Source organism: Corallococcus sp. AB045, assembly GCF_003668895.1.
Classification (GTDB): domain Bacteria; phylum Myxococcota; class Myxococcia; order Myxococcales; family Myxococcaceae; genus Corallococcus; species Corallococcus coralloides.
The window spans coordinates 12,367-36,733 of the sequence record NZ_RAWN01000083.1; the positions used below are offsets into that span (position 1 = coordinate 12,367).

Here is a 24,367-nt window from a genome sequence, read left to right on the forward strand (position 1 = left end):
CACCTCCTGTGCTCAGTCCTTCCAGAGGATCTTCCACGGGTGCTTGCGCAGGTCCGTGACCAGGGTCTTCAGCTCGTCGTAGAGGGCCGGGTCCTTGAGCAGTGCGCCACCGGTTCCCTGACCTGAGTCGAGCTGTCCGAGGATCCGGTCCGCCTTGGTGGCGATCTGCTCCAACTGGCCCGCTGCCGCTGTGAAGCGCTGGAGGGCCAGCTTCACCTGCTGGCCGTCCTCGGGCGTCAGTGGGCCTGTCACCGCGGCCAGTCCGTCCAGGGTCGTTCCGGCGGACTTCGTCAGGCCGGGGAGATCCTTTCGCATCAGGGCCGCCACCGCGGAGGCGTCGTCCAGGAGGCGGGCTCCCTTGCCTCCGGGCTGCATGGACTCCTTGGCCAGCTGCGCGAGCTGCCTCAGGTCCTTTGACGCCGCCGACAGCTCCGTGGCCAGGACCTTCACGTCGCCTTTGTTCTCCGTCAGGACCTCGTCCAGCGTCCTCGCCAATCGCGACACGTTGGCGGCCAGGCCGGTCACGGCCTCCGGGTCCTTCTCCAGCATGTCCGACAGCAGCGTCACGAACTTGGAGAGCTGTTCCGACAGCAGGTCCAGGCGCGGCGCATCCACGCCCCGGAGCGCTTCTTTCTCGGGCAGCGGCGCGTCCGCGTTGCCTGGGTTCAACTCCAGATAGGGCTCACCCAGCAGGCCCACCGTTCCCACCGTCACCCTGGCGTCCTTGCGTAGCGCGCCCCTTGCCGCGGGCTCCACGGACAGGTCCATGCGGACGGGGAGGGGGAGGCCCTTCGCGTCCCTTCGGTCCGCCAGGAGATGGATGGTGTCCACCTTGCCCACCTGGACGCCTCCCAGCTTCACCGGGGCTCCCTGCACCACGTTGCCCGTGTGCGCGAAGTCCACTTCCAGCTTCGCGCCCCGGCCCAGCGTCAGCTCTCCCATCAACCAGAGCAACACCAGCACTCCCACCAGCGTCGCGAGCACCAGCGCTCCGACCTTCAACTCCAGCCGTTGCTCATCCATCCGTCGCGCCCTCCATGAACGGCGCTGTCAGCGTCCGCAGCTCCGGGGCAGGGGACTCCAGGAATCCCTCCGGGCTCCCCAGGTACGCGCTGCGCCCCTTCGCCACCACCAACACCCGGTCCGCGATGCCTCTCAACTGCCGGTAGTCGTGCGACACCACCAGCGCTCCCAGGCCCTGCTCCTTCAACGACGCCAACACCGCCTCCACCTGCATCGCCGCCCTCCGGTCCAACCCCGTCGTCGGCTCGTCCAACAGGAGGTAGCGCGGCTTGAGCACCAGGGCCCTCGCGATGGCCGCCCGCTTCTTCGCCCCGGGCCCCAGCTCCGGCGGCAGCCGGTCCGCCCATTCCTTCAGGCCCACCTTCTCCAGCGCCGTCTCCACGGCTTCCTCCGGTGCGCTCGGATCCGCGAGGCGCACGTTCTCCCTCAGCGTCCTCCAGTCCAGCAGCGCGGGACCCTGCACCAGATACGGCGCCCGGCGACGGAGCGTCACCAGCGTCCTCTCCGGCTGCGTGTCCACCCGCTCCCCGAACAGCGTCACCTTGCCGGCCTGGGGCTTCAGCAGGCCCACCGCCAGCCGGCACAGCACGCTCTTGCCGGAGCCGCTCGCTCCCGCGATGAACGTCAGCTCCCTGGTGGAGACCTGCGCGCTCAGGCCGTCCAGGACGCGGCGGCCCTGCTCGAAGGCGATCGCCACGTCCTCGAAGAGCAGCGTGTCCGGACCGGTGTCATTCACAGGCGCACGAACTGGAACGCAAGGGACACCGTCAGGTCAATCAACAGACATCCCAGACTGGCCGCCACGACGCCTTCCGTCGTGGCCTCTCCCACCGCCTCCGCGCCGCCCCGGGCGTTCAACCCCGCCACCGCCGCCGCGAGCGGGATGTACAGCCCGCAGGCCACGACCTTCAGCCCTCCGACCAGCACGTCCCACCCATCCACGTACCTCGCGTCCATGAAGGCCCGGCCGTCGATGTTCAACGCCACGCTCGCCACCAGCACCGCTGACGCCGTCGCCGCGAGGGTCCCCAGCACGCTCAGGAGCGGCACACCGACCAACCCCGCCACCACCCGGGGCGCCACGAGGTCCGCGTAGGGATCCCCCGCGGACATCTCCAGCGCCTCCACCTGCTCGTTCACGCTCATCGTGGCCAGCTCCGCGGAGTGGCTCGCGCCTGCTCGCGACGCCGTCAGCAGCGCCGACACCGCGGGGCCCAGTTCGCGCACCAGCATCTCGAAGTAGGCCGGGCCCAGCACCGCCACGTTGCCGATCAGCTTCTTCGCCTGCGCGTTGGCGATCATCACCAGCACCGCGCCGAAGAAGGCCATGCCGGACATCACCAGCAACACGCTGCGCCCGCCCAGCTCGTGCACCTGCGCCAGGGTCTCACGCCACGGGATTCCCTCCCGCGCTCCCGCCCGCACCGTGCGCGCCAGCATCACCCCTGGCGCCCCGAAGAAGAGCAGGACCCGCTTCATGACAGCCACCTGGACAGCAGCGTTGTCAGCAGGAAGTCCAAGAGGAAGATGGCCGCGCAGCCCAGCACCACCGCGCTCGCCGCGGCCTCTCCCACGGCGCGGGCGCCTCCCTTGGCCCGGAGCCCCACCGCCGTGGACACCAGCGAGATGGCCAGCCCGAACGCTCCCGTCTTCACCACGCCCCCCAGGAGGTCGGACGGGCTCAGCATCTGCGCGAACGTCCCGAAGAACACCCGCACCGGCAGGTCCAACGTGAGCTTCGCCGCCACCGCCTCGCAGAGGATGGACACCAGGAACGTGAACGTGCTCAGCCCCAGCATGCTCAGCTCCATCGCCACCACCCGGGGCGCCACCAGCAGCGCGAACGGATCCAGGCCAATGCCTCGCAGGCCTTCAATCTGTCCGCCCACCTTCAGCGTGGCCAGCTCCGCCGCGTTCCTCGCGCCGATCCGCGCCGACATGATCAGCCCGAGCAGCAGCGGGCCAAACTCCCACAGCACTCCGTAGCCCGCGGCCCATCCCAGGAAGGCCCTCGCTCCGAAGCGCTGGATGTAGAGCGCCGCCTGCACCACCACGATGACGCCCGCCAGCGCCGCCGTCGCCAGCGCCAGGGGCAGCGACCCGTAGCCGAACTGCACCAGCCCTCGCGCCAGCTCGCGCCGCTCCAACCTGCGCAGGCCCCAGGCCGTGCGGCCCGCGACCAGGGCCAGCGCTCCCACGCCGCCCACCGCCTGCATCGCCGAGCGTCCCAGCCAGGCCAGGGCGGTGGTGCTCACGGGTGCTGGAACCGCGGAGTCATGCGAGGGCCTCGTCCGGCGCGCTTTCGAGCTGCGGCGCCGGGGCCCCATCGTGCACCAGTCTGCCGCTTCGCAGGTACAACCAGCGGGGCAGGGGAAGGTCCACCGGCGCTTCCGGCGCCGCCACCAGCAGCGTTCCCTGGCCCGCGACCTCCAGGAGCACCCTGGCCACCTGACGCGCCGTGCCGGGATCCAGGCCCGCGAACGGATCATCCGCCAGCAGCACCGCCGGCCTCGCCGCGATGGCCCTCGCGAGCCCCGCGCGCTTCTTCATGCCGCCGGACAGCCGCTCCGGCAGCGTGTCCGCCGCGTCCGCCAGCCCCACCGAGCGCAGCACCGCGTCCGTCCGCTCACGGGCCTCCGCTTCCGGCACTCGACGGCGCAGCAGCGGCTGCATCACGTTCTGCCGCACCGTCAGCGAGTCGAAGAGCGCGTCCGTCTGGAACACGAAACCGAACGACGCCTGCTGCGCGCGCCGCTCCGGCGCCGAGAGCCCGGCGACGTCCTGACCGTCCCAGGTCACCCGTCCGGAGGAGGGGCGCAGGAGGCCCGCGAAGGCCTTCAGGAGCGTCGTCTTGCCCGAGCCCGAACGCCCCAGCACCAGCGCCTGCGTGCCGGGCGGGACGTGGCAGTCCGTGGGCTCCAGCACGGTCCGGGTGCCATAGCGGAGGGTCAGGGCTTCGGCGCGCAGGTCCATGGCAGCGGGAGATGGCTCCTCTTCAGGGCCGCCAGTAGATGACGGTTCCATGGTCGCCCACGACTCCGATGTTCGTGGGGGATGTCGAATCCAGGGACCGGAGCGCGTTCGTGCCTGGGTGGGCGGAGAGCCAGGTGCTTCCATCGAAGAAGAAGACGCCTCCCTGCCCGGCGGCCACGTAGACCTTGCCCTGCGCCAGGCCCTGAACGTCCAGGGCGTTGAGTCGGGTTCCCAGGTAGCTGGCCTGGGGCAAGGGGCTCCACGCCCCGCGATATCCCTGGAGCACCAGCCCATCATCTCCCGCCACGAATGCAAGGCGGCTGTTCACGACGTCCACTCCGCGCAGAGAGCCCGCGATGGGAGGGTTGAACGAATCCTCCCGCCAGGCGCTTCCATCTGAATTGGAGCGGAAGACCCGGATCGTCGACTGGCTTCCAACGGTGACAAAGCCCACGGCCATGAGCGTGTCAGGTGTCCCCAGGCCATCAATGGCTCGCAGGTTGGCCGGGACCTGGGTCACGACCGTGGGCGCATCCGGCCTGCGCCAACGCACGATGTTTCCGTTGCTCGCCACGGCGTAGAGGACGGGCTCGCTGCCTGGCTGTTCCAGCCCGACAATCCCATTGAGCATGCTGGTGTTTCCGGCCGCGACCACGGGCACGCAATCGGTGCCGGTCGGGTCTGCTGGCGTGCGGGTGGTGAGCTCTCCATTCGCGCCCGCCAGGAACACCCGCCCGGTGCTGCTGGTCCACGCCGCCTTCCAATCCCCACCACACTTGAAGGACGTCAGGGTGGTGGAGGTGGCGTAGGCAAGCTTGTTCTTGCTCGCGAACCAGGCCCCCTGGGTCCCATGCAGGGTGATGGCGTTCCAGGGGACATCCCCATCGACCTGCTGGTTCTCACGCCAGGTGAGCGTGGCGCAGGTGGCGCCCTCGTCCACGCCGCCCGCGCAGTTGTTGTCCAGCCGGTCGCAGACCTCCGGAAGCCCGTTCGCCACATAGACGGTGCTTTCGTCACAGTCGGTGGACACCGTGCTCGTGCCCGCGGGAATCGGTCCGCACGTCCGGCCCTCGACCGTGCCCGCTTTCCCGTCGCCGTCCTCGTCCACGTACCAGGGGGTGGGCGTGACGGTGCTGTTGCAGACGACGCCTCCATTGCCGCAGACGTTCGCGCCGGGGCACTGGGAGTCGTTGAAGCAGTTCCCGCCCACGTCGAACGACTCGTCCTTCACGTCATCGCAGTTGTCGTCCCGGCCGTCGCAGCGGAACTCCGCCTGATCCGGGTGGACGCTCGCGTCGCGATCGTCGCAGTCCCCGGTCCGGGACGCGGTCAACGCGGGGCCCTCGCAGGCCGTCACCCGTGGGGGCAACAGGCGGTTGCCGTAGTTGTCGCCGTCCGCGTCGTCGTACCAGGGCGTGGGGCCCTTGCGGTCCGCATCGCGGTCGTCGCAGTCCGTGCCCTGGTCCTCCCTGCGCACGAAGCCGTCGCCGTCCGCGTCCATCGCGCCCAGTGACAATTCCACCGGCGTGATGCCGTCCTTCGCGAGGCTCGCGGTGGCCTCAGCGGTCGCCACCCGGGCGCCCTCGCAGGACTGCTCGTGCGCTTGGGCCAGGAGCTTCACGTCGTTGCTCCAGCCGGCCTGCCGGAACACCGCCACGGACAGCGTGCCCGGAGGCGCACCGGCGGACACGTTCACGTTCGTCGTGACCTGCCGGGAAACCTCTTCCTGATCCGTGACCGTCAGCGTCACGCACCCCGGCCGAAATCCTTCGTAATGAAGCTTCACGCTCAGGGCGGCGGACTTGAGCTCATCGCCCTTGGGGCACCCCGCGAGGGTGCTCGCGAGCACAGCAACCAGGAATAAACGCATGGGGCACGCATTCTGGGGCGCGCCCACACCCGGAGTAGGGCGATGTCGCCACCCGTCGGCAATTCAACCCGAGAGCCTTCTTCCCCGACCCTTAGTCCGCTGCGCGAGGCATCGTCCAGACACGCTCCGCTCATCACCCCCCAGATGACGGCTTCCGTGTATAGGGGCCGCTGACCTTTCAACATTGGCCCGTTCCACCGCACGCCTTATGCCCACCGTCCGCCGTGCCCTCTTCGCCGCGCCCCTGGGTGCCTGCCTCTGCGCGCTGGCCCCGGACGCCTCCGCCCAGACGCCTCCGGCGCCCGCCACCGAGGCTCCCGCCAGCGCCTTCCCCAAGCCGCCGAAGCCGGACGCCGGTGCCGCGCCGCTGACGCTGGAGCGCGCCGTGGAGCTCGCCTCGCAGAAGAACGAGGCCGTGCTCGCCGCGGGGCAGACGGCCGAGGCCGCCCAGGCCCGCGTCGCCCGCGCCCGCGCCTTCTTCCTGCCCACCATTACGGCCGCTGGCACCTACACGCGGCGCCTGCGTGAGTCCACGCGCGAGGTCGGCGGACAGACCGTCGTGCTCCAGAAGTACAACGCCCTGGGCGCGGTCTTCTCCGGCCGGGTCGCCCTCTTCGACGCGCGCGGCTTCCCGCTCTACAAGGCCGCGAAGCTGGAGAGTGAAGCCTCCAAGCTGGACGCCGTGGAGACGCGCCGCCAGGTGGCCTTCAGCGCCGCCAACGCCTTCCTCGTCACCCTGGCCAACCAGCAGGTGTACCAGGCCGCCGAGCAGCGCCTGGCCTACGCGAAGCAGAGCCTGGCGGACGCGCAGGCCCGCGCCAGCTCTGGGCTCGCCAGCACCAACGACGTCACCCGCGCGGAGCTGGAGCTGGCCACCGCTGAATCCAATCTCGCCGCCGCCCTGGGCACCGCGGAGACGAGCCGCCTGGAGCTGGGCTACCTGCTCGTGGAGCCCGTGCAGGGGGAGCTCACGCCGCCGGAGCCGCTGCTCGCGGACGCAGTGCGGCCCACGCCGCCTTTGGATTTGCTCACGCAGGGGGCCACGGACCGGCGGCCGGACATCCTCTCCGCGCGCCTGCGCGTGCGCTCGCTGCGGGAGAGCGCGAAGGAGCCCCTGGCGCGACTGCTGCCGTCCCTGGGCGCGAGCGCGCAGTACCGCCTCACCAACGAGGCGGGCCTCAACGGCAACGTCGGTGATGGCTTCCTCGCCCTGGACCTCACCTGGACGCTCTTCGACGGCGGCACCCGCTACGCGGAGCGCGACGAGCGCGTGGCCATCGCCAACGTCGCGGAGCTGAACACCCAGGCCGCGACGCGCCGCGTGCCGGTGGACATCGAGCAGGCGAGGGTGAATCTGGAGACGGCGCGGGCCGCGCTCGCGCAGAGCGAGCAGGCGGCGAAGGCGGCGCGGAAGAACGCCGCGGAAACAGGCATCCTCTACCGCCAGGGCCTGTCCACCGCGCTCACCCTGGCGGACGCGTCGCTCAGCCTCTTCGAGGCGGAGGTGGCGCTCGCCCAGAACCGCTATGGGCTGGGCGTGGCGCTGTTGGGCCTGCGGGCCGCTGTCGGACTGAATCCACTGGGGAAGGAACCGTGAAGGCAATGCAACGCACTGGAGTGCTGGCCCTGTCGCTGGCCGTGCTGGCCCTGGCCCCTGGCTGCAAGAAGGACGCGCCCGCGCAAGGCGGCAAGGGCGCGGGCCGGGGCCCCACCCAGTTCCCCGTGGAGGTCGCGCCCGTGGAGGCGCGCGACGTGGAGTACGCGGTCAGCGCCGTGGGCGCGGTGGAGGCCTTCGAGAGCGTGCAGATCACCGCGCGCGTCCCCGGTGCCCTGGAGCGGGTGTCCTTCGCGGAAGGCCAGACGGTGAAGAAGGGCGACACGCTCGCGGAGATCGAACCCGCGCGCTACGCCATCGCCGTGCGCGCCGCGGAGGCCGCGCTGCAGAAGGCCCAGGCCTCGCTGGTGGAGGCCAAGGCCGGCGCCCAGCGCCGCGCGGAGGTCAACGCGCAGAGCCCGGGCCTCCTGCCCGCAGAACAGCTGGAGACGTACCAGGCCCGCGCCGCCACCGCCCAGGCGGACGTGGCGGCCGCGAAGGCGGCGTTGGATCAGGCGCAGCTCAACCAGCGCGACGCCTACGTGCGCGCGCCCATGGACGGCATCCTCCAGACGCGCACCGTGCAGACGGGCCAGTACGTGCAGCCGGGCGTGGTGCTGGCCACGCTGCTTCGCCGCGAGCCGCTGCTCCTGCGCTTCAACGTGCCCGCGGCGGACGTGACGCGGATCACCCCGGGGATGCCCGCGCGCTTCACGGTGCGCTCGGATGGCGGGGCGTACGAGGCGAAGATCACCTACGTGTCCGCGAGCGCGGACGCGCAGAGCCGCATGGTGGCGGTGACCGCGGAGGTGACGGGCGAGGCCGCGCAGAAGCTGCGCCCGGGCGCCTTCGCCACGGTGAGCGTGCCGGTGGAGTCGCGCGGGGACAGCCCGGTGATTCCGCAGACGGCCATCCGCCCCAGCGAGCGCGGCTTCCTGGCGTTCGTGGTGACGGACAACAAGGCGCGCGAGCGCATCCTGGAGCTGGGCCTGCGCACGCCGGACGGCCGGGTGGAGGTGAAGGAAGGCCTCAAGCCCGGTGAGACGCTGGTGGTGCGCGGCGCGGAGGCCCTGCGCGACGGCGTGGCCGTGCGCGTGGAGCAGGAGCGCCCGAAGCCGAAGGTGGGCGGTGAGCAGCCCCCGGCAGAGGCCCGCGGCGACACCAAACCGAACGCGGGCGCTGAGGGCCGGCCATGAGCATCACCGACGTCTGCATCAAGAAGCCGGTGTTCGCCTGGATGATCATGGCGGCGACCATCATCTTCGGACTGGTGGCGGCCCAGCGCATCGGCATCAGCCAGTTCCCGGACGTCGACTTCCCCACCATCAACATCTCCGTGTCGTGGGAGGGCGCCAACCCGGAGGCGGTGGAGTCGGACGTCGTCGAGTTCATCGAGGAGGCCGTGACGCAGGTGGAGGGCGTCAAGAGCATCACGTCCTCCGCGCGCCAGGGCAGCGCCAACATCACGGTGGAGCTGGACCTGTCGCGCAACGTGGACCTGGCGCTGCAGGACGTGCAGACCAAGGTGAGCCAGGCCCAGCGCCGGCTGCCGCTGGACATCGATCCGCCCGTCGTCTCCAAGTCCAACCCGGAGGACCAGCCCATCATGTGGCTGGGCGTGGCCGGGCCCTTCTCCCAGCAGGTGGTGAGCGACTTCGCGCGCTACCGCGTGAAGGAGCGCCTGCAGACGGTGCCCGGCGTGGGCGAGGTCATCCTGGGCGGCCTCCTGGAGCGCAACGTGCGCATCTGGGTGGACGCGCAGAAGCTGGACGCGCACGCGCTCACCGTGACGGACGTCATCGCCGCGCTCCAGCGCGAGCACGTGGAGCTGCCCGCCGGCCGCATCGAGACTCAAGGGCGCGAGGTCAACGTGCGCTTCATGGGCGAGGCGCTGGACCTGGAGACCCTGGCGAACGTGGCGGTGCGCGAGGAGAACGGGCGCACGGTGTATCTGCACGACGTGGCCATCGTGGAGGACGGCTTCGAGGACGAGCGCCGCCTGGCGCGCGTGAACGGCGAGCCCGCCCAGGCCATGGGCATCAAGAAGCAGCGCGGCGCGAACGCGGTGGCGGTGGCCCAGGCGGTGCGCGAGCAGCTGGCGCAGCTCCAGAAGGAGCTGCCGGAGGGCATGAGCGCGAGCATCAACTTCGACTCGACGCAGTTCATCGAGGAGAGCGTGCACGAGATTGAATTCGAGCTGCTGCTCGCGTGTATCCTCACCGCGTTCGTGTGCTGGGTGTTCCTGGGGTCGCTCTCCAGCACGCTCAACGTCGTGCTCGCCATTCCCATGTCGCTGTTGGGGACGGTGGCGGTCATCTACTTCCTGGGCTTCACGCTCAACACCTTCACGTTGCTGGGATTGGCCCTGGCCGTGGGCATCGTGGTGGATGACGCCATCATGGTGCTGGAGAACATCTTCCGGCACGCGGAGGAGGGGAAGGACCGGGTGCGCGCCGCGCGTGAAGGCACGGCGGAGATCACCTTCGCGGCCCTGGCTGCGACGCTGGCGGTGGTGGCCATCTTCCTGCCCGTCGTCTTCATGAAGGGCATCATCGGCCGGTTCTTCCTCCAGTTCGGCGTCACGCTGTGCGTGGCGGTGCTCCTGTCCTACGTGGAGGCCATCACCCTGGCGCCCGCGCGCTGCGCGCAGCTGCTCAAGACGTCGCGCGAGCACCGCAGCCGCATTGGCGTGGTGGTGGACAAGGCCTTCTCCAAGCTGGAGGCGCTGTACGCGCGGGCGCTGGGCTGGGGGCTGGTGCGGCCCTGGCGCGTGCTGCTGGTGGCGGTGGCCATGCTGTTCCTGAGCGCGTTCGCGTTCAAGGCGCTGCCGGGCGAGTTCGTGCCGTCGCAGGACCAGGGCCGCATGTCCGTGCGCCTGCAGACGGCGGTGGGCAGCAGCCTGCAGGAGACCAACCGCCTCTTCAAACGCGCGGAGGAGTTCGTCGCCAGCCGTCCGGAGGTGACGCGCGTGTTCGTGGTGGTGGGTGGCGGCGGCAGCGGGTCCGCCGTGAACTCCGGCAACATGAACCTGACGCTGGTGCCGACGGATCAGCGCATGTCGCAGGCGGAGTTCGCGCAGGTGCTGCGCAAGGAGCTGAACAGCTACCCGGGCCTGCGCGCGGTGGTGCAGGACCTGTCCCAGGCGGGCTTCACCGCGCAGCGCGGCTTCCCGGTGGAGTTCAGCGTGCGTGGGTCGGACTGGGACAAGCTGGTGGAGGCGAGCCAGTCCCTGCGTGAGCAGCTCCAGTCGTCCGGCAAGGTGGTGGACCTGGACACGGACTACCAGCTGGGCCAGCCGGAGCTGCGCATCACCCCGGACCGCGCTCGCGCGGCGGACCTGGGCGTGCCCATCCAGGCGGTGGCGTCCACGGTGAACGCGCTGGTGGGCGGCGTGCGCGTGGGCAAGTACAGCAGCGGCGGGCGGCGCATCGACGTGCGCATGCGGCTGTTGGCGAGCCAGCGCTCGCGGCCAGAGGACCTGTCGCTGCTGAAGGTCCGGACGTCGAACAACGCGCTGGTGCCGCTGTCGTCGCTGGTGACGCAGGAGGAGCTGCCCGCGTTGCAGGCCATCACCCGGCGCGACCGTGAGCGCGCCATCAGCCTCTTCGCCAACGTGGCGCCGGGGTCGAATCAGGAGGAGGCGCTGGCCACGGTGGAGTCCCTGGGCAAGGATCTGCCCGGCGGCATCCGCGTGGTGGCGGGCGGCGCGAGCGTGGCGTTCCGCGACTCGATGAGCAGCCTCATCTTCGCGCTCTTCATGGGCATCGCCGTCGCGTACATGGTGCTGGGCGCGCAGTTCAATTCGTTCCTGCACCCGGTGACGGTGCTCACGATCCTGCCCCTGTCGGTGGCGGGCGCGTCGTTCGCGCTGCTCATCACGGGGAACACGCTGAACATCTTCAGCATGATCGGCCTGCTGCTGCTCATGGGCATCGTGAAGAAGAACTCCATCATCCTGGTGGACTACGCGCTCCAGCAGCGCGAGCTGGGCGCGGACGCGATGCAGGCCATGCTGCGCGCGGGCCCGGTGCGCCTGCGGCCCATCCTGATGACGTCCACCGCGACGATGATGTCCGCGGTGCCTGCGGCGCTGGCGCTGGGCGCGGGCAGCGAGACGCGCGCCCCCATGTCCATCGCGGTGCTGGGCGGCCTGTCCGTGTCCACCGTGCTCAGCCTGCTCGTGGTGCCCGCGTTCTACGTCGTCGCGGACCGCATCAAGACGCGGTTGGGCAACCGGCTGAGCAAGGGGAAGGGCGGGGACGACTCGCCCGCCGCCCACGAGGAGCCCCGGCCGGTGCCGCACGGGTAGGGTGCTGGTCAGGTTCCTGGAGACATCGCGTCCTTCCGCGCCACTCGGGAGGACGCCATGGGAGACCCACGCAATCCACAGCGGGCACAGGAGGCCTGGAACGCGGAACGCCTTCGCATCTCGGAGGTGGAGCTGCGGGCCCTGGCCCCGTTCGTCACGCTCTCCGGCGGCTGGGCCTGGCACTTCATGGCCCCGCCGCACGAAGAGCTGAAGATCGATCACGACCACAAGGACGTGGACCTCTTCGTCGCGCCGGAGCGCTTCGCGGAGCTGATCCAGGTGCTGACCGCCCGGGGCTTCGCGCGCATCTGGACGCGGTTTGATGCGACGTCCACGAACTTCTACCGGTACGCGAAGTACCTGGAGGGGGCGAAGGTCATCCTGGACGTGTTCGTCCGCGATGTCCTGTCCGTCCAGGTGGGCGACATGCGCGTGGTGGAGCCCGCCACGCTGCTGACGTTCTATGGCGACATCCACAGCACGGATGACTGCGTGTCCGTGCTCGCGGCCCGGAAGCTGCTGGCGCGGGGCATCAGTCCCATTGGACGGAAGGAGCTCGTCACCCGGCCCCGCTGAGGAACTGTCTCAGCGGCGGCCTGACTGCCCGCGCGCCCCTGGCGCTGGTGGACGATGCCCGCGCCCTGGCACATGCGCAGCGTCTTCGGAACACGGCCCCGCCTTGGGGGCCCTGAACCTTCGGAGACGCTGCCATGGCCACGCCTGTTCCTCCCGACACCCACGCCGTGCCCGTCAAGGGGCGCGACGAGTCGCTCGATCTCCAGCCCTTCCTGGACGAAATCCAGGGGGACGCCGTCATGCACAGCCAGGGCCTGGAGGCCCGGGAGGCGGCGAGCGCGGTGTTCTGCTCGCTCGCCCGGCGGCTGTCGGATGGCGAGGACGTGAAGCTCTACCGCGCGCTGCCCGGCGGCATCGGCGCCATCCTGGGGGCCTGCTCGGTGCACCGGGGACCTTCACGCGCCAAGCGCATTGGCCGTGATGAGTTCATCACCGACGTGGCGGACCACCTGAACATCAAGCCCGACCAGGCCTTCCGCGTCGTCACCGCGGTGTTCACCGCCGTGCGCGACCGCATCCCCGAGGAAGAGGTCGCCGCCGTGACGTCGCAGCTGCCCGCCGACCTGGGCGACCTGTTCCGCAGACCTGTCTGACAGTCGGACAGGTTTCAGGCCCGCAGGCGCGAGGCGAGCAGCTTCCAGTACGACACGGGGAAGACGCGGGCGAGCATCGCCAGCGCCACGGCGTCCTTGCCCACGAGGATGCGCTGCTCGCGCGCTTCGACGCCTCGGACGATGATGTCGCCCGCGGCCTCCGCCGGGAGCCGCAGCATCTTCTGGAACGACTTGCGCCGGCGGGTGACCTCCTCGGCCGTCGCTCCGGAGGGGACCCGGGCGCTCGCGGCGATGGACGTCGCGACGCCGCCCGGGTGCACCACGGTGACGCCCACGGTGGTGCCCTCCAGCTCGTGGCGCAGGCCCTCGGAGAAACCGCGGACGGCGAACTTGCTCGCCGCGTACGCCACCTGTCCCGGCGGGGCCACCAGGCCGAAGACGCTGGAGAGGTTCACCAGCCGCGCATCGTCACTCTGGCGCAGCAGGGGAAGGAAGGCGCGGCTCAGGCGCACCACGCCCCAGAAATTGATGCCGAACAGCCACTCGAAGTCGTCGCCGCTCACCTGCTCGAAGGAGCCTCCGAGCGCGACACCCGCGTTGTTGAAGAGCAGGTCGACCCCGGGATGCTCCGCCGTCACCTTCGCCGGGAAGGCCTCAACGGCCTCCTTGTCGGACACGTCCAGCCGGTGGCGGCTGATGCGCAGGTCCGGCGCTCGCGCGAGTTCTTCCGTCTCCGCGAGCCCCGCCTCGTTCACGTCCGCGAGCGCGAGGTTGCAGCCCTTGCGCGCCAGGCAGACCGCGATGGCGCGGCCGATGCCGCTCGCCGCGCCCGTGACGACCGCCGTCCTGCCTTGAAGCCGCATGCGCTCAGCCACGGACCACCTCCGCGTTGGAATGGGTGCTCACCTCCGGAAGCAGCGCCTGTCCCGAGGCGGCGCTCCCGGAGCGCTTGAACTCCATGGCTTCGTCGTCCACGCGGCCGTAGCGCATCATCACCAGGTCGCGGACGTAGTTCTGGTACAGGCGCCACGGGGCGCGCGTGCCCTGGTGGGGCAGGGCGTCCAGCGCGCGCTGCACGTAGCCGGAGCGGAAGTCGAGCACGGGCTCCGGCGTCATGGACGGGCCCGTCACGCGGGGCACGCATTGTGTGTAGCCGTGCTGCTTCATGTGGTTGAGCAGGCGGCAGGTGTACTCGGCCACCAGGTCGCACTTCAGGGTCCACGACGCGTTGGTGTACCCGAAGGCCGCGACGAGGTTGGGCACGTCGCTGAACATCATTCCCTTGTACGCGAGCGTCCGTGCCAGCTGGACGGGCTCGCCGTCCACGGACAGCGACAGGCCGCTGAGGATCTTCACGTTCAGCCCCGTGGCGGTGACGATGATGTCCGCGTCCACGTGCGCGCCCGAGCGCAGCTGGAGGCCTGTCTCGGTGAAGGACTCGATGTGGTCCGTCACCATGGAGGCGCGCCCCTCGCGGATGGCGTGGAAGAGGTCGCCGTCGGGGGCGACGCACAGCCGTTCGTCCCAGGGGTTGTAGCGGGGCGCGAAGTGCGTATCGACGTCATACGTCTTGCCGAGCGCGCGCCGCACGCCCAGTCGCAAGAGCCACTTGAACAGTCCCGGCCGGCTGCGCGCGAGGCCGTAGAGGAGCATGCCGCGCAGGACGTTCTTCCAGCGCGCGACCGCGTAGGCCGCGCGCCGGGGGAGGACGTACCTCAACGCCCGGGCGACGCCGTCCTCGGCCGGTTGATCCGCGATGTACGTGGGCGAGCGCTGCAACATCGTGACGTGCGCGGCGCGGTCGGCCATCGCGGGGACCAGCGTCACCGCCGTCGCGCCACTGCCGATGACGACCACGCGCTTGCCGCCGTAGTCCAGGTCCTCGGGCCACTGCTGCGGGTGCACGACGCGGCCCTGGAAGCGCTCGGTGCCGGGCCACGTGGGCGTGTAGCCGCTCGCGTAGTCGTAGTAGCCGGTGCAGGCGTAGAGGAAGCCGCACGTCATGCGGACGGGCGCGCGGTCGGGGCCCACCTCCACGTCCACGGTCCAGCGCGCGTCCACGGAGGACCACTCGGCGCGCGTCACGCGGTGGTGGTAGCGGATCCGCTGGTCGATGCCGTACTCCGCCGCCGTCTCTTCGATGTACGCCTTGATGGAGGGCCCATCCGCGATGGCCTTGCCCCCCAGCCACGGCCGGAACCGGTAGCCCAGCGTGTACATGTCCGAGTCCGAGCGGATGCCCGGGTAGCGGAACAAATCCCACGTGCCGCCCATGGCCCCGCGCCCCTCCAGGATGGCGTAGCTCAGGGTGGGGCAGCGCGTCTGCAGGTGGTACGCGGCGCCGATGCCCGACAGGCCCGCGCCGATGATCAACACATCGACGTGCGAGGACGGCTCGGCGGAGGACAGGGGCATCACGCGACTCCTCGTGGTACAGGAAGGTACCCAGCCTATGCGTCTGTTGAACAGAGGTAGCAGTGACGTCTGGTACCGTCAAGTACCAGCCCCGGGAGCCGCATGATGTCCCCGTCCGACCCCTCAGGCGAAGCCCCCCGGGAGCGGCTCGTCGCGGGCCTGGCGCAGGCCATCATCGAGGTGGGCTACGCCCGGCTGACCATCGCGGACATCGTGCGGCACGCGCGCGTGTCGAAGCGCACGTTCTACGAGCACTTCGAGGACAAGGACGCATGCTTGCTGGCGCTCTACGCGGCGCAGAGCGCCCGGCTGCTGGCGGAGATCCAGGCGGCCATCCAGCACGCGCCTCCGGGGGAGATGCGGGCCAGCATCGGCGCGGCCGTGTACCTCTCCAGCCTCCAGAGCCGGCCGGGGCTCGTGCGGACGCTCCTCGTGGAGATATTACATATCGGCCCGAAGGGCTTCGAGCTGCGCCGCCAGGTGATGCGCAGCTTCGCGGAGCTGATGCGGCGGGAGTTCGACGCGGCGGGCACCGGGGAGTCGCTGTCCCCGGCGATCGCCATGGCGCTCGTGGGCGGCATCAACGAGCTCATCCTGGAGGCCGTGGAGGAGGACCGCGTCGACCGGCTCTCGGAGCTGGCTGGCCCCGTCGCGGCGTTCGTGCGGGGCCTGCTGGAGGCACGGCCTCCGGTGAAGTGAACGGCGCTCAGTCCATGTGCTCCATGGGGATGCCCCGAGGCACGGCCCAGGCGTGGCTCCGCTCTTCGTAGACGGAGAAGACGGGGGCCGGGAAGGACGGATCCGAGAAGGCTCCCACGGCGATCGCCATGAGCTCCGGCTGCTGCGAGCTCACGTAGTAGACCGTCGAGCCGCACTCCGGACAGAAGTGGAAGGTGGTGGGGATGCCGCTCTCGTCGCCCTTGCGGATGAACGTCTGGGAGCGGCCCTCGATGGCGGTGATGTCTTCGCGCCGGAAGCGGGCCTGCACGCCGTACACGCTGCCGGTGCGCTGCTGACAGGCGAAGCAGTGACACATGGAGACCCGGATGGGGTCTCCCTTCAACTCCACGCGGAGCTGACCGCAGACGCACGACGCTCGACGCTGGGACATGGGCTGCCTCCTGGAAGGGGAGGGCAGTGTGTCACCCGCGCGGCCCTTCCGCACCGGCCGCGGGGCGCGGTCTTGCCCGGCCTGGATTCACATGCTAGCCGATAGGTTCTCTTGCGAAGCCGCTCACGGAGGCCATGGCACGCTCGACTCCGCATCGCATCTCCTGCGCCGATGGCTTCGAGTTGCAAGCCACGCTGCACAGCCCGGAGGGTCCTGTCCGGGGTGTGGTGCTGGTGCATCCCGCCACGGCCATGCCCGCGAGCATGTATTTCGCGTTCGCCGAGCGGCTGACGGACGACGGCTTCGCGGTGGTGACCTACAACTACCGGGGCGTGCACCCGTCAGGCGTGGCGAAGCGGACGCGTGCCGGGTTCCTCACCTGGGCCGACCAGGACGTGGACGCGGTGACCCGCTGGGCGGCGGAGCAATACCCGGGGCTGCCGGTGCTGGCCGTGGGACACAGCTTCGGCGGCCACGCCATTGGACTGAGCGCGAGCAGCCAGCAGCTCACCGCGGCGGTGATGGTGGCGTCCCAGGCCGGGAGCCTGCGGTTCATCCCGTCCATTCGGGAGCGGATGCTGGTCGCGCTGTACCTCAAGTTCATCGGGCCGCTGTGCGCACGGTTCCTGGGCTACATGCCCTATGCGCGGCTGGGGCTGGGGGAGGACGTACCCGCCCAGGCGTCGCTGGAGTGGAGCCGCTGGGCGTCGCTGCCCCGCTTCTACTTCGACGATCCCAGCGTGGACGCCGCGGCCCGCTTCCGCCGGCTGCGCATGCCGGTGCTGGCCATCGGCCTGGACGACGATCCCTGGGGGCCACCCGAAGCCATCGACCTGGTCTGTGAGCACCTCACCGGCTGCACCGTGGAGCGCCGGCAGTTCTCCCCCGCGGACAGTCTCGGCCAGGGCATCTGCCACCTGGGCTTCTTCCTCGAGCACCACGCCACCACGCTCTGGCCCACGGTGAGGGACTGGCTGCGCCGCCACGCCCCGGAGCGCGGCTGAAGGCCTTCAGCGCTTGGGGGGGCGCCGCGTCCGCGATGGCGCGGGCCTTCATGTTCGCGCCCTTCGTCTTCGTGGACACCTCGCCCCCACTCGCTCAGACCCTCCGCGCCTTCCGCCACGCGGCCTACTGCAAGCGCTGCCGCGTGGAGTGTTTCTTCAATCGCTTGAAGCAGAGCCGGCGCGTGGCGACACGCTACGAGAAGCGCGCCGCCAACTCCCTGGCGATGGCCCTCATCGCCTCCATCCGCCTCTGGCTCTAGTTTGCGGACACGCTCTAGTCCAACCGCACATTGAACAGGAGTGGGCCGTTCGCATAGACGGAGTTGAGCTTGCCCGCGGCATCCACGTAGGGCACGGGCAAGGTCGCGGACGCCCCACCTGTGACTGAAGACGGGAGTTCCAGATAGCGGAAGGTGCTGAAGTCTGTCTCCATGTGTTTCGCCTTGCCGACGCTGATGTAGAAGACGTGGAGCTTGCCACCATAGGTCATGGCTCGTGCCCGACCCACGGCGCTGTCGGTTGCCTTGTTCTCCAAATAGAGCCCGTGCCACGCGCCATCCCCATCCAAGACAGTCTCGATCCACCCTCCGATGCTATTGGGGCGGATGGATACAAGGTCGTGAAGCGTCGTGTCGTCAGCGACGATGAGGGGATCTCCGCCATACATCGTTACGGAGACGGACTGGCCGTACTGACGCGAGCTGGGAATGGTTTCGAACAGCCACCCTGCGCCGGTATAGAAGGCGTGCCTTACCTTGCTGTTTGTTGAGTCGATGTAGACCAGATGGATTTGATTTCCAGCGACAACCGCATCAATGGCGGAGAAGTCAGTCGAAAGCTCAGTGGAGATCCGGCCATCCGCTCCACCTTCGCCATCCAGGATTTCGTAGTTCCAGCGATTGGCGCTGGGATCCCACCAAGCATGGCGCATACACCCGCAGGAGCGCCCAACATAGAAAACATGGGGTTGGCCGGCGTACATGACGGCCTTGATTGCATTGGACATGTGGGTCAAGGCACCGCCACTGACAACATCGCCCTCGATGCCGCCGTCGATCGTCGAGAGGACCCAATTCTGCGAACCATCCACCTTCCGGTAGCGGGACAATACGTCATAGTTGAATCCCACGAGGCCGGTGTTTCGAATGAAGAACTGGCTCACTGCGTTGCCTTCATCCAGCGCAGTCCAGGACTGCCTGTAACTCCCAATGCTGGACGTTGATGTCCCCCCGCTTCCGGTGACGGTGAAGTACGTGTGAGCTCTGGATGAGTATTCGCCGCTCCACGAATCCCGGAAGATTTCGTTCATTCCGTAAAAAACATGCAGCTGTCCGGCGTGCATGGTCGCGCCAGGTGAACCCATGATCCCTGTGTATGCATATGCGTCCGGCTGGGCCAGGGTTGACGACGTGTACGGCTGGGCCGCTCCCACGGATGGCAGTGAGACCAGCGCCAACAGCAGTGATGCATAGAGAGTTCGGAGCATCTTCTTTCCAATTCTGGGATTGAGGTGTTTCAGGTGGCGTGGATTGACAAAGCCTGGCGTCAGGCCGACAGGCCTTGAGGGTGGTGGATGGGGGGGGCCGCGACGCACCGCTTGCCCGGGCTGGACGACGCTTCGTTCAGGGCGAAGCACGTCACGCGCTGGAGCGCAGGTCGACGGAGAAGAGCTCCGCCGTAGCGGCCGGGGCCGCGTGCATCAGGAGGACGGGAAGAACGGGGGCCTTGAGCATTCACCAAGGCATACGGAGCCACCGGTCCGGGTTGGTCACGGACCGGTGGTGTTTTGCGACGGCTAGTAGCGGAAGCCCAGCTGGAACGACAGGCCGGGGTACTGATCCACGGCGCCACCGGCGACGTACGGGTCGCCCGGCTCCGGGTTGAACTTGAAGAAGTAGCGGCGCAGGTCCGCCTTCACCCTCACGTCCAGGATGCGGTTGAGCCGGTACGCCAGCGTCGCGCTGCCCGTGACGGCGCCCGCGGACATGCGCGGGAACCACGCGTCCGAGGACAGCTCGCCGGAATCCAGCGGGTGCTGGTAGCCGAGCCGGAAGTTGAAGTCGAACTTCTCCGACAGCGCCGCCCGCACGCCCAGCCCCAGGCCCGCCGTCTTGTACTCCACGTTGGGCAGGTCCAACGGCCGCTCGCCATCCACCGCGTCGATGCGGAACGTGTTCATCCCGTACGTGCCGGTGATCTCGAAGCCGTGGCGCTGCGCCTCGCCGAAGGGAATGACGTAGCGCAGGCCCGCCTGCCACTCGCGCGCAGTGGTGGGGTAGGAGACCGCGCCCGTGGAGCCCGTGGACTTCAGCCCGAAGGACTGATCAACGGCGCCCGTGATGCCCAGCCGCGCCAGCGCGCCCTTCTTGAAGGCCGCGAGCGGATACACCGTCACGTCACCCGCGACCTGGGGCGCGCCCGGCAGCGCGAAGCCGCCCACGTCCGGGCCCAGCGTGTACGGCCGCAACACGCCGAACACGTCGTCCTTGTAGCGCAGCGACCGGCCCAACAGCTTCACTCCCAGCGCGCCCTCCACGATGGGCGCGGAGGCCCGCTCCTGCTCCGTGGAGAGGGAGTCCTCTTCCTTCTCCGGGGCCTTCTTCTCCTTGGGAGCCGCGGCCACCGGCTTGCGGATGGGCTCCGCGGCGGGCGTCTTCGCGGGCGCGGGCGTCTCCGCGATGGGCGCCGCGGGCTTCACCGCCGGCTCCGGATCCACCGGCGTGGGCGGCTGCGGAGGCGCCACCGGGGCGGCCTCCGGCGCGCTGGACTTCTGCAGGCCGCGCTCCAGCGCCGTCCACTGGCGCTTCACCGCCACGGGCACCAGCTTCGGCGTGGCGGGCTTCGCGGCGGCGGGCGAGGCCAGCGCCTTGCCGTCCTTGCCGTTGCGCACGGTGACGCGCACCTGGTGCTTCTTGCCCACGGTGGACGTGTCCGCCACCAGCACCGCGCTCAGGCCCAGCTCGCTCGCCACGGCGGCGGCGCCGGCGGGCTGCGTCGGATCCCGGCCCATGCGCGAAGCGGCGGCGCGCACCGCGGACTCGGGGACGATTTCGTAGCGGGCCGGACGGCGGGCCAGCTCCGCCTCCAGCGCGTCGCGCGCGGCGTCCGCGTGCGGACCGGAGGCGAGCACCGCCACGCGGCGCGCCTCCGCGGGCTGGGCCTTCTTCTTCTTCGCGGACTGCGCCGTCTTCGCGGACGCCTTCTTCGGCGCGGCGTACGCGGCGGGGGCGAGCAGCAGGGCCGCGCCCAGGAAGGCCGCGGCGGAGGCGTATCGGGTGCGCGTCATCACGGGGAGCCCGGCTTTCCGGCGACCAGCCAATCGGTGACGCACGCGGTGTCCGCGGCGTTCAGCGACGAGCCCAGCGGCATCCTCGCGCCGCAGCCCGGCGACGCCGTGAGCTTCTTCAGGAAGAAGGACTGGGACGGGTTGGCGCTGTCCGCCAGCGGCTGGGTATTGCACGCCGAGTTGGTGGTGTAGAGCCGCCCGGGGAGGCCGGACGCCTGCAGGTCCAGGCCGCCACCCGCGGACCCGTTGGAGTCCGTGGAGTGACACGACAAGCACTGCGCCTGGATGACGCTCGCGCCAGTGGTGCCGGGGGCGCAGGAGCTGGTGCCCCCGGTGAAGCGATCGGGGTCATCGAGCCCGCCTGCACAGCCGGCGGTGGTGGCGAGGAGCGCGGCCGCGAACAGCGTGGCCAGCGGGGCGCGGTACGGACGACGGGCGGCGGTTGGGTTCGCGGACAAGTCGAGCACGGGGGCAAGAGGGGAGAACGACAAGCCCCGCAGACTACCCGGGCCACGCCTGACTGTGCACCCCTCAACGGATCCGTTCGCGCTCGCGTGACACGCGCTCCCCGCGCCCGCCTGCTCCTCCCCAGGTGGGCCATTGTCGCACCCGCCCCGTGCCGAGCGCCGGTGAGGTCCCCGGCTACCTTCGCTTCTTGAGGAAGCGGGTCACGCTGACCTTCCCGAACCGGCCGCCGAACAGGTACCAGGTGAGCACCGCGCCGAAGAGGGCCGCCGCCAGCGCGATGCCGACGATGCCCAGCACCGGCACGTTCCCGTACATGGGCGGCCGGGGCGCGAAGGCGATGAACGCGCCCACGATGAAGCCGCACGCGCACAGGCCCAGGAAGGCGATGACGGCCACGCTGCGCAGGTTCTCGTTGAGCTTGTCGAACTGCTCTGCGCGCACCGTGACGCTGAACTTGCCCGTCTCCAGGTCCAACAAAATCTGCGACAGCTGCGTGGGCAGGTCCTGCGCCATGGACTGGAAGCGCAGGAGCGTGCGCATCAGGCCGCCCTGGAGCTGCGAGGGATCATAGCGGCCCGCCATCAGCTCCTTCGCGTACGGCAGCGCGACCTCCAGGATGTTCAGCTCAGGGTAGAGCCCGCGCAGCATGCCTTCGGTGGAGATGGAGGCGCGCGACAGGAGCGCGTACTCCTTGGGGATGCGGATGCGGTACTTCACGGCCAGGTCCAACAGGTCGCGCAGGAGCGTGCGCGCGTCCACCTGGCCCAGCGTGGTGGGCAGGTGCTGGCCCAGGATGGAGTCGATGTCGTTGCGGAAGCCCATCAGGTTGGCGCGCGCGTCCGGCACGCCCACGCGGTAGAGGATGCGCGCCACGGAGTCGCTGTCCTTGAGCGCCACCGCCAGGCACAGCATCACCAGCGTCTCCTGCATGGGGCGGGTGAGCCGGCCCACCACGCCGAAGTCCAGCAGCGCCAGCCGGTTGCCCTCCATGAGCAGCACGTTGCCGGGGTGCGGGTCGCCGTGGAACAGGCCGTCGTCGAAGAGCTGGCGGAAGCTGGCCTCCAGGATGTGCTGGGCGATCTGCTTGCGGTCCGCCTCCGGCAGGGCGGCGGGGTTGATCTTCTCCCCGCGGATGAACTCCATGGTGAGCACGGTGCGGCTGGAGAGCGCCGCGTGCACGCGCGGAATCTTGAGGTACGGGCGGTCCTTGTGGTTCTCCAGGAACGCGCGGATGTTGGTGGCCTCGTTGATGAAGTCCAGCTCCTCGTGGATGGCCCGGTCGAACTCGTCCACGATGCCGGAGGGCGAGTAGATGCCCGTCTCCTCCACCACGGCCTCCAGCAGGCGCGCCAGCGAGCGCAGCACGCCCAGGTCCGCGTCGATGCGCTGGGCGATTCCGGGGCGCTGCACCTTGATGACGACCTCCTCGCCGTCCAGCGTCACCGCGCGGTGCACCTGGGCGATGGACGCGGCGGCGAGCGGCTCCGGATCCACCTGGGCGAACAGCTCCTGCACGTCCTTGCCCAGGGCGCCGCGGATCTGCGCGTGGACCTGCTCCAGGGGGATGGCCTCCACGTTGTCCTGGAGCGTGGCCAGCTCCTCCACGAACTCCGCGGGCAGCAGGTCCGCGCGGGTGGAGAGCACCTGGCCCAGCTTGATGAACGTGGGGCCCAGCTCCGCGAGGAAGAGGCGGAAGCGGCGCGCGGTGGACTCGCGGCGGGCCTCGTCGGAGACCTCCACCTTCTCCTTGCGGCCGCCGAGCAGGCGCCAGACGCCCGCGCGCTCGGTCACCTCGCCGAAGCCGTGGCGGGCGGCGATGAGGGCAATCTGCCGGATGCGGTTGAGGTCCTGGAGGTTCATGGCGAGGCCTGGAGGGCAGCCTGGGGCGGACGGGCCACGTAGCGCAAGAGGACGTAGCCTACGACGGCGGAGAGGAGTGAGCCTGTCAGGATGCCCAGCTTGGCCTCCGCCAGCAGGGACGGCTGATTGGCGAAGGCCAGCCCGCCCACGAAGAGGGCCACCGTGAAGCCGATGCCGGCCACCACCGACACCCCGTGCAACTGGGCAAGGCCACTGCCCGCGGGCAGCGGGGACACGCCCGCCCGCACCGCCGCGAGGGTGAACAGGAAGATGCCCACCTGCTTGCCCACGAAGAGGCCCACGATGATGCCCAGCGGCAGGGGCTTGAGCAGATCCGCGGGCGACATGCCGGACACGTCCACGCCGGAGTTGGCCAGCGCGAACAGGGGCACGATTCCGTACGCCACGTAGCCGTGCCACAGGTGCACGAAGCGGTTGAGCGGCGGCTCGATGTCCTCCAGCGACTCTTCGATGTGGAGCAGCTGCGCGCCGCGCGCGGCCTCGTCGTCCGGGCGGGACACCAGCCCCTGGACGTACGCCGCCAGCTCCTCCAGCACCTCGCGCCCAGGGCGGCTGGGGAGCGCGGGGATGCAGAGGCCCAGGATCACGCCGGACAGCGTCGCGTGGATGCCGCCGTGGTGCATGGCGTACCAGAGCGCCGCGCCCACGACGGCGTAGGCCAGGCCGTTGCGCACATAGAAGCGGTTGAGCCCCCAGAGCACCGCGACCAGCCCCGCGCCCACGGCGAGCCATTCCACGTGCAGGCCCGTGCCGTAGAAGAGCGCGATGACGAGGATGCCGCCGATGTCGTCGAAGATGGCGAGCGCGGTGAGGAACACCACCAGCCCGTGGCCCACGCGCGCCTTCACCAGCGTGAGACAGCCGATGGCGAACGCGATGTCGGTGGCCATGGGAATGGCCCATCCCCCTTGCGCGGGCGTGCCGTGGGTGAAGGCGAGGTAGAGCGCGGCGGGCACCACCATGCCGCCCAGCGCGGCGATGAGCGGCAGCACCGCGCGGGAGAAGGTGCGCAGCTCGCCCGCGGACAGCTCGCGTTTGATCTCCATCCCCACGAGGAAGAAGAAGAGCGTCATCAGGCCGTCGTTGATCAGCTCGCGGAAGGTGAACGGTCCGCCGTGGCCGGCGATCTCCAGGCGCAGGGGCGCGTCGAACACGGCGGCGTAGGTGGCGCTCCAGGGGGAGTTGGCCCAGACGAGCGCGACCACCGCGCAGAGGGCCAGGAGGATGCCGCTGCTGGCCTCCAACCGGAAGAAGGCCTGCACGGGAGCGAGCGCCACCTGGAACAGGGCGGGGACGGCGGGTC

General features: G+C 69.9%; 22 protein-coding genes. 8 read left to right on the top strand and 14 right to left on the bottom strand.

The window, feature by feature from the left end; all coding sequences use genetic code 11:
• Positions 1-12 precede the first annotated feature (12 nt).
• From D7Y21_RS20630 to D7Y21_RS20655, 6 genes are read right to left on the bottom strand one after another with little or no spacing between them, the layout of a single operon-like run.
• Positions 13-1,023 (bottom strand): MlaD family protein, encoded by a 1,011-nt coding sequence (locus tag D7Y21_RS20630; RefSeq protein WP_121715231.1) that lies wholly within the window; start codon positions 1,021-1,023, stop codon positions 13-15.
• A complete protein-coding gene (locus D7Y21_RS43495; RefSeq protein ID WP_120563136.1) occupies positions 1,016-1,759 on the bottom strand; it encodes an ATP-binding cassette domain-containing protein in 744 nt (247 codons plus the stop codon). The genes D7Y21_RS20630 and D7Y21_RS43495 overlap by 8 nt, the downstream gene beginning before the upstream one ends.
• Positions 1,756-2,502 (bottom strand): ABC transporter permease, encoded by a 747-nt coding sequence (locus D7Y21_RS20640; protein WP_120563137.1) that lies wholly within the window; start codon positions 2,500-2,502, stop codon positions 1,756-1,758. Before D7Y21_RS20640 ends, D7Y21_RS43495 begins: the two co-directional genes overlap by 4 nt.
• Complete coding sequence (locus tag D7Y21_RS20645; RefSeq protein WP_233612215.1) at positions 2,499-3,278, bottom strand: ABC transporter permease; 780 nt, start codon at positions 3,276-3,278, stop codon at positions 2,499-2,501. The genes D7Y21_RS20640 and D7Y21_RS20645 overlap by 4 nt, the downstream gene beginning before the upstream one ends.
• Before the next feature lie 19 nt (positions 3,279-3,297).
• Positions 3,298-3,996 (bottom strand): ABC transporter ATP-binding protein, encoded by a 699-nt coding sequence (locus tag D7Y21_RS20650; protein ID WP_120563138.1) that lies wholly within the window; start codon positions 3,994-3,996, stop codon positions 3,298-3,300.
• A gap of 22 nt (positions 3,997-4,018) precedes the next feature.
• Positions 4,019-5,866, bottom strand: a complete 1,848-nt coding sequence (locus D7Y21_RS20655; protein WP_147469342.1) for a putative metal-binding motif-containing protein — start codon at positions 5,864-5,866, stop codon at positions 4,019-4,021.
• A 208-nt stretch (positions 5,867-6,074) separates the two neighbouring features.
• Between D7Y21_RS20655 and D7Y21_RS20660 the strand changes: the two genes are divergently transcribed.
• The 5 genes from D7Y21_RS20660 to D7Y21_RS20680 all read left to right on the top strand — a co-directional run bounded on the left by D7Y21_RS20660 (position 6,075) and on the right by D7Y21_RS20680 (position 12,938).
• A complete protein-coding gene (locus D7Y21_RS20660; RefSeq protein ID WP_120563140.1) occupies positions 6,075-7,463 on the top strand; it encodes a TolC family protein in 1,389 nt (462 codons plus the stop codon).
• A 5-nt stretch (positions 7,464-7,468) separates the two neighbouring features.
• The gene (locus D7Y21_RS20665; protein ID WP_121715235.1) at positions 7,469-8,656 is read left to right on the top strand and encodes an efflux RND transporter periplasmic adaptor subunit; all 1,188 of its coding nucleotides are present in this window, start codon (positions 7,469-7,471) and stop codon (positions 8,654-8,656) included.
• Positions 8,653-11,769 (top strand): efflux RND transporter permease subunit, encoded by a 3,117-nt coding sequence (locus D7Y21_RS20670; protein WP_121715237.1) that lies wholly within the window; start codon positions 8,653-8,655, stop codon positions 11,767-11,769. The genes D7Y21_RS20665 and D7Y21_RS20670 overlap by 4 nt, the downstream gene beginning before the upstream one ends.
• A gap of 57 nt (positions 11,770-11,826) precedes the next feature.
• Complete coding sequence (locus D7Y21_RS20675; RefSeq protein ID WP_121715239.1) at positions 11,827-12,345, top strand: hypothetical protein; 519 nt, start codon at positions 11,827-11,829, stop codon at positions 12,343-12,345.
• Between the two features lie 134 nt (positions 12,346-12,479).
• On the top strand, positions 12,480-12,938 hold the full coding sequence (locus D7Y21_RS20680) for a DUF2267 domain-containing protein (protein WP_121715242.1): 459 nt from the start codon (positions 12,480-12,482) through the stop codon (positions 12,936-12,938).
• Between the two features lie 14 nt (positions 12,939-12,952).
• Here the strand turns inward: D7Y21_RS20680 and D7Y21_RS20685 are convergent, their stop codons facing one another.
• Positions 12,953-13,774, bottom strand: a complete 822-nt coding sequence (locus tag D7Y21_RS20685; protein WP_199724255.1) for an SDR family oxidoreductase — start codon at positions 13,772-13,774, stop codon at positions 12,953-12,955.
• A complete protein-coding gene (locus D7Y21_RS20690; RefSeq protein ID WP_121715244.1) occupies positions 13,767-15,314 on the bottom strand; it encodes an NAD(P)/FAD-dependent oxidoreductase in 1,548 nt (515 codons plus the stop codon). Before D7Y21_RS20690 ends, D7Y21_RS20685 begins: the two co-directional genes overlap by 8 nt.
• Positions 15,315-15,416: 102 nt before the next feature.
• Between D7Y21_RS20690 and D7Y21_RS20695 the strand changes: the two genes are divergently transcribed.
• Positions 15,417-16,013, top strand: a complete 597-nt coding sequence (locus D7Y21_RS20695) for a TetR/AcrR family transcriptional regulator (RefSeq protein ID WP_120563146.1) — start codon at positions 15,417-15,419, stop codon at positions 16,011-16,013.
• A gap of 7 nt (positions 16,014-16,020) precedes the next feature.
• On the opposite strand, the gene D7Y21_RS20700 is transcribed toward D7Y21_RS20695, so the two are convergent.
• Positions 16,021-16,425 (bottom strand): GFA family protein, encoded by a 405-nt coding sequence (locus D7Y21_RS20700; RefSeq protein ID WP_120563147.1) that lies wholly within the window; start codon positions 16,423-16,425, stop codon positions 16,021-16,023.
• 134 nt (positions 16,426-16,559) lie between these two features.
• Here D7Y21_RS20700 and D7Y21_RS20705 point away from each other — a divergent pair, with 134 nt between their 5' ends.
• Together D7Y21_RS20705 and D7Y21_RS42265 are read left to right on the top strand one after the other, a co-directional pair.
• Positions 16,560-17,429, top strand: coding sequence for an alpha/beta fold hydrolase (locus tag D7Y21_RS20705; RefSeq protein WP_121715246.1), 870 nt, complete (start codon positions 16,560-16,562; stop codon positions 17,427-17,429).
• Between the two features lie 50 nt (positions 17,430-17,479).
• On the top strand, positions 17,480-17,689 hold the full coding sequence (locus tag D7Y21_RS42265; protein WP_199735465.1) for a transposase: 210 nt from the start codon (positions 17,480-17,482) through the stop codon (positions 17,687-17,689).
• A gap of 14 nt (positions 17,690-17,703) precedes the next feature.
• On the opposite strand, the gene D7Y21_RS20715 is transcribed toward D7Y21_RS42265, so the two are convergent.
• The 5 genes from D7Y21_RS20715 to nhaA form a co-directional block, all read right to left on the bottom strand.
• Entirely contained in the window at positions 17,704-18,915 is a 1,212-nt protein-coding gene (locus D7Y21_RS20715) for a hypothetical protein (RefSeq protein WP_147469343.1), read from the bottom strand.
• Positions 18,916-19,224: 309 nt separating this feature from the next.
• A complete protein-coding gene (locus D7Y21_RS20720) occupies positions 19,225-20,715 on the bottom strand; it encodes a TonB-dependent receptor (protein ID WP_121715250.1) in 1,491 nt (496 codons plus the stop codon).
• Entirely contained in the window at positions 20,715-21,206 is a 492-nt protein-coding gene (locus D7Y21_RS20725) for a hypothetical protein (RefSeq protein ID WP_147443176.1), read from the bottom strand. The genes D7Y21_RS20720 and D7Y21_RS20725 overlap by 1 nt, the downstream gene beginning before the upstream one ends.
• Before the next feature lie 151 nt (positions 21,207-21,357).
• Entirely contained in the window at positions 21,358-23,043 is a 1,686-nt protein-coding gene (locus D7Y21_RS20730) for an AarF/ABC1/UbiB kinase family protein (protein ID WP_120563152.1), read from the bottom strand.
• Positions 23,040-24,367 (bottom strand): Na+/H+ antiporter NhaA (gene nhaA, locus D7Y21_RS20735; protein WP_199735466.1); only part of this gene is annotated, 1,328 nt, incomplete at its 5' end. The genes D7Y21_RS20730 and nhaA, both read right to left, overlap by 4 nt.

Excerpts from the sequence above, each read along its gene's own strand:
- D7Y21_RS20630 (WP_121715231.1), bottom strand. The coding sequence starts at position 1,023 with ATGGATGAGCAACGGCTGGAGTTGAAGGTCGGAGCGCTGGTGCTCGCG.
- D7Y21_RS20640 (WP_120563137.1), bottom strand. The coding sequence starts at position 2,502 with ATGAAGCGGGTCCTGCTCTTCTTCGGGGCGCCAGGGGTGATGCTGGCG.
- D7Y21_RS20650 (WP_120563138.1), bottom strand. The coding sequence starts at position 3,996 with ATGGACCTGCGCGCCGAAGCCCTGACCCTCCGCTATGGCACCCGGACC.
- D7Y21_RS20655 (WP_147469342.1), bottom strand. The coding sequence starts at position 5,866 with ATGCGTTTATTCCTGGTTGCTGTGCTCGCGAGCACCCTCGCGGGGTGC.
- D7Y21_RS20660 (WP_120563140.1), top strand. The coding sequence starts at position 6,075 with ATGCCCACCGTCCGCCGTGCCCTCTTCGCCGCGCCCCTGGGTGCCTGC.
- D7Y21_RS20665 (WP_121715235.1), top strand. The coding sequence starts at position 7,469 with ATGCAACGCACTGGAGTGCTGGCCCTGTCGCTGGCCGTGCTGGCCCTG.
- D7Y21_RS20670 (WP_121715237.1), top strand. The coding sequence starts at position 8,653 with ATGAGCATCACCGACGTCTGCATCAAGAAGCCGGTGTTCGCCTGGATG.
- D7Y21_RS20675 (WP_121715239.1), top strand. The coding sequence starts at position 11,827 with ATGGGAGACCCACGCAATCCACAGCGGGCACAGGAGGCCTGGAACGCG.
- D7Y21_RS20680 (WP_121715242.1), top strand. The coding sequence starts at position 12,480 with ATGGCCACGCCTGTTCCTCCCGACACCCACGCCGTGCCCGTCAAGGGG.
- D7Y21_RS20690 (WP_121715244.1), bottom strand. The coding sequence starts at position 15,314 with ATGCCCCTGTCCTCCGCCGAGCCGTCCTCGCACGTCGATGTGTTGATC.
- D7Y21_RS20695 (WP_120563146.1), top strand. The coding sequence starts at position 15,417 with ATGATGTCCCCGTCCGACCCCTCAGGCGAAGCCCCCCGGGAGCGGCTC.
- D7Y21_RS20700 (WP_120563147.1), bottom strand. The coding sequence starts at position 16,425 with ATGTCCCAGCGTCGAGCGTCGTGCGTCTGCGGTCAGCTCCGCGTGGAG.
- D7Y21_RS20705 (WP_121715246.1), top strand. The coding sequence starts at position 16,560 with ATGGCACGCTCGACTCCGCATCGCATCTCCTGCGCCGATGGCTTCGAG.
- D7Y21_RS42265 (WP_199735465.1), top strand. The coding sequence starts at position 17,480 with ATGTTCGCGCCCTTCGTCTTCGTGGACACCTCGCCCCCACTCGCTCAG.
- D7Y21_RS20715 (WP_147469343.1), bottom strand. The coding sequence starts at position 18,915 with ATGCTCCGAACTCTCTATGCATCACTGCTGTTGGCGCTGGTCTCACTG.
- D7Y21_RS20720 (WP_121715250.1), bottom strand. The coding sequence starts at position 20,715 with ATGACGCGCACCCGATACGCCTCCGCCGCGGCCTTCCTGGGCGCGGCC.
- D7Y21_RS20730 (WP_120563152.1), bottom strand. The coding sequence starts at position 23,043 with ATGAACCTCCAGGACCTCAACCGCATCCGGCAGATTGCCCTCATCGCC.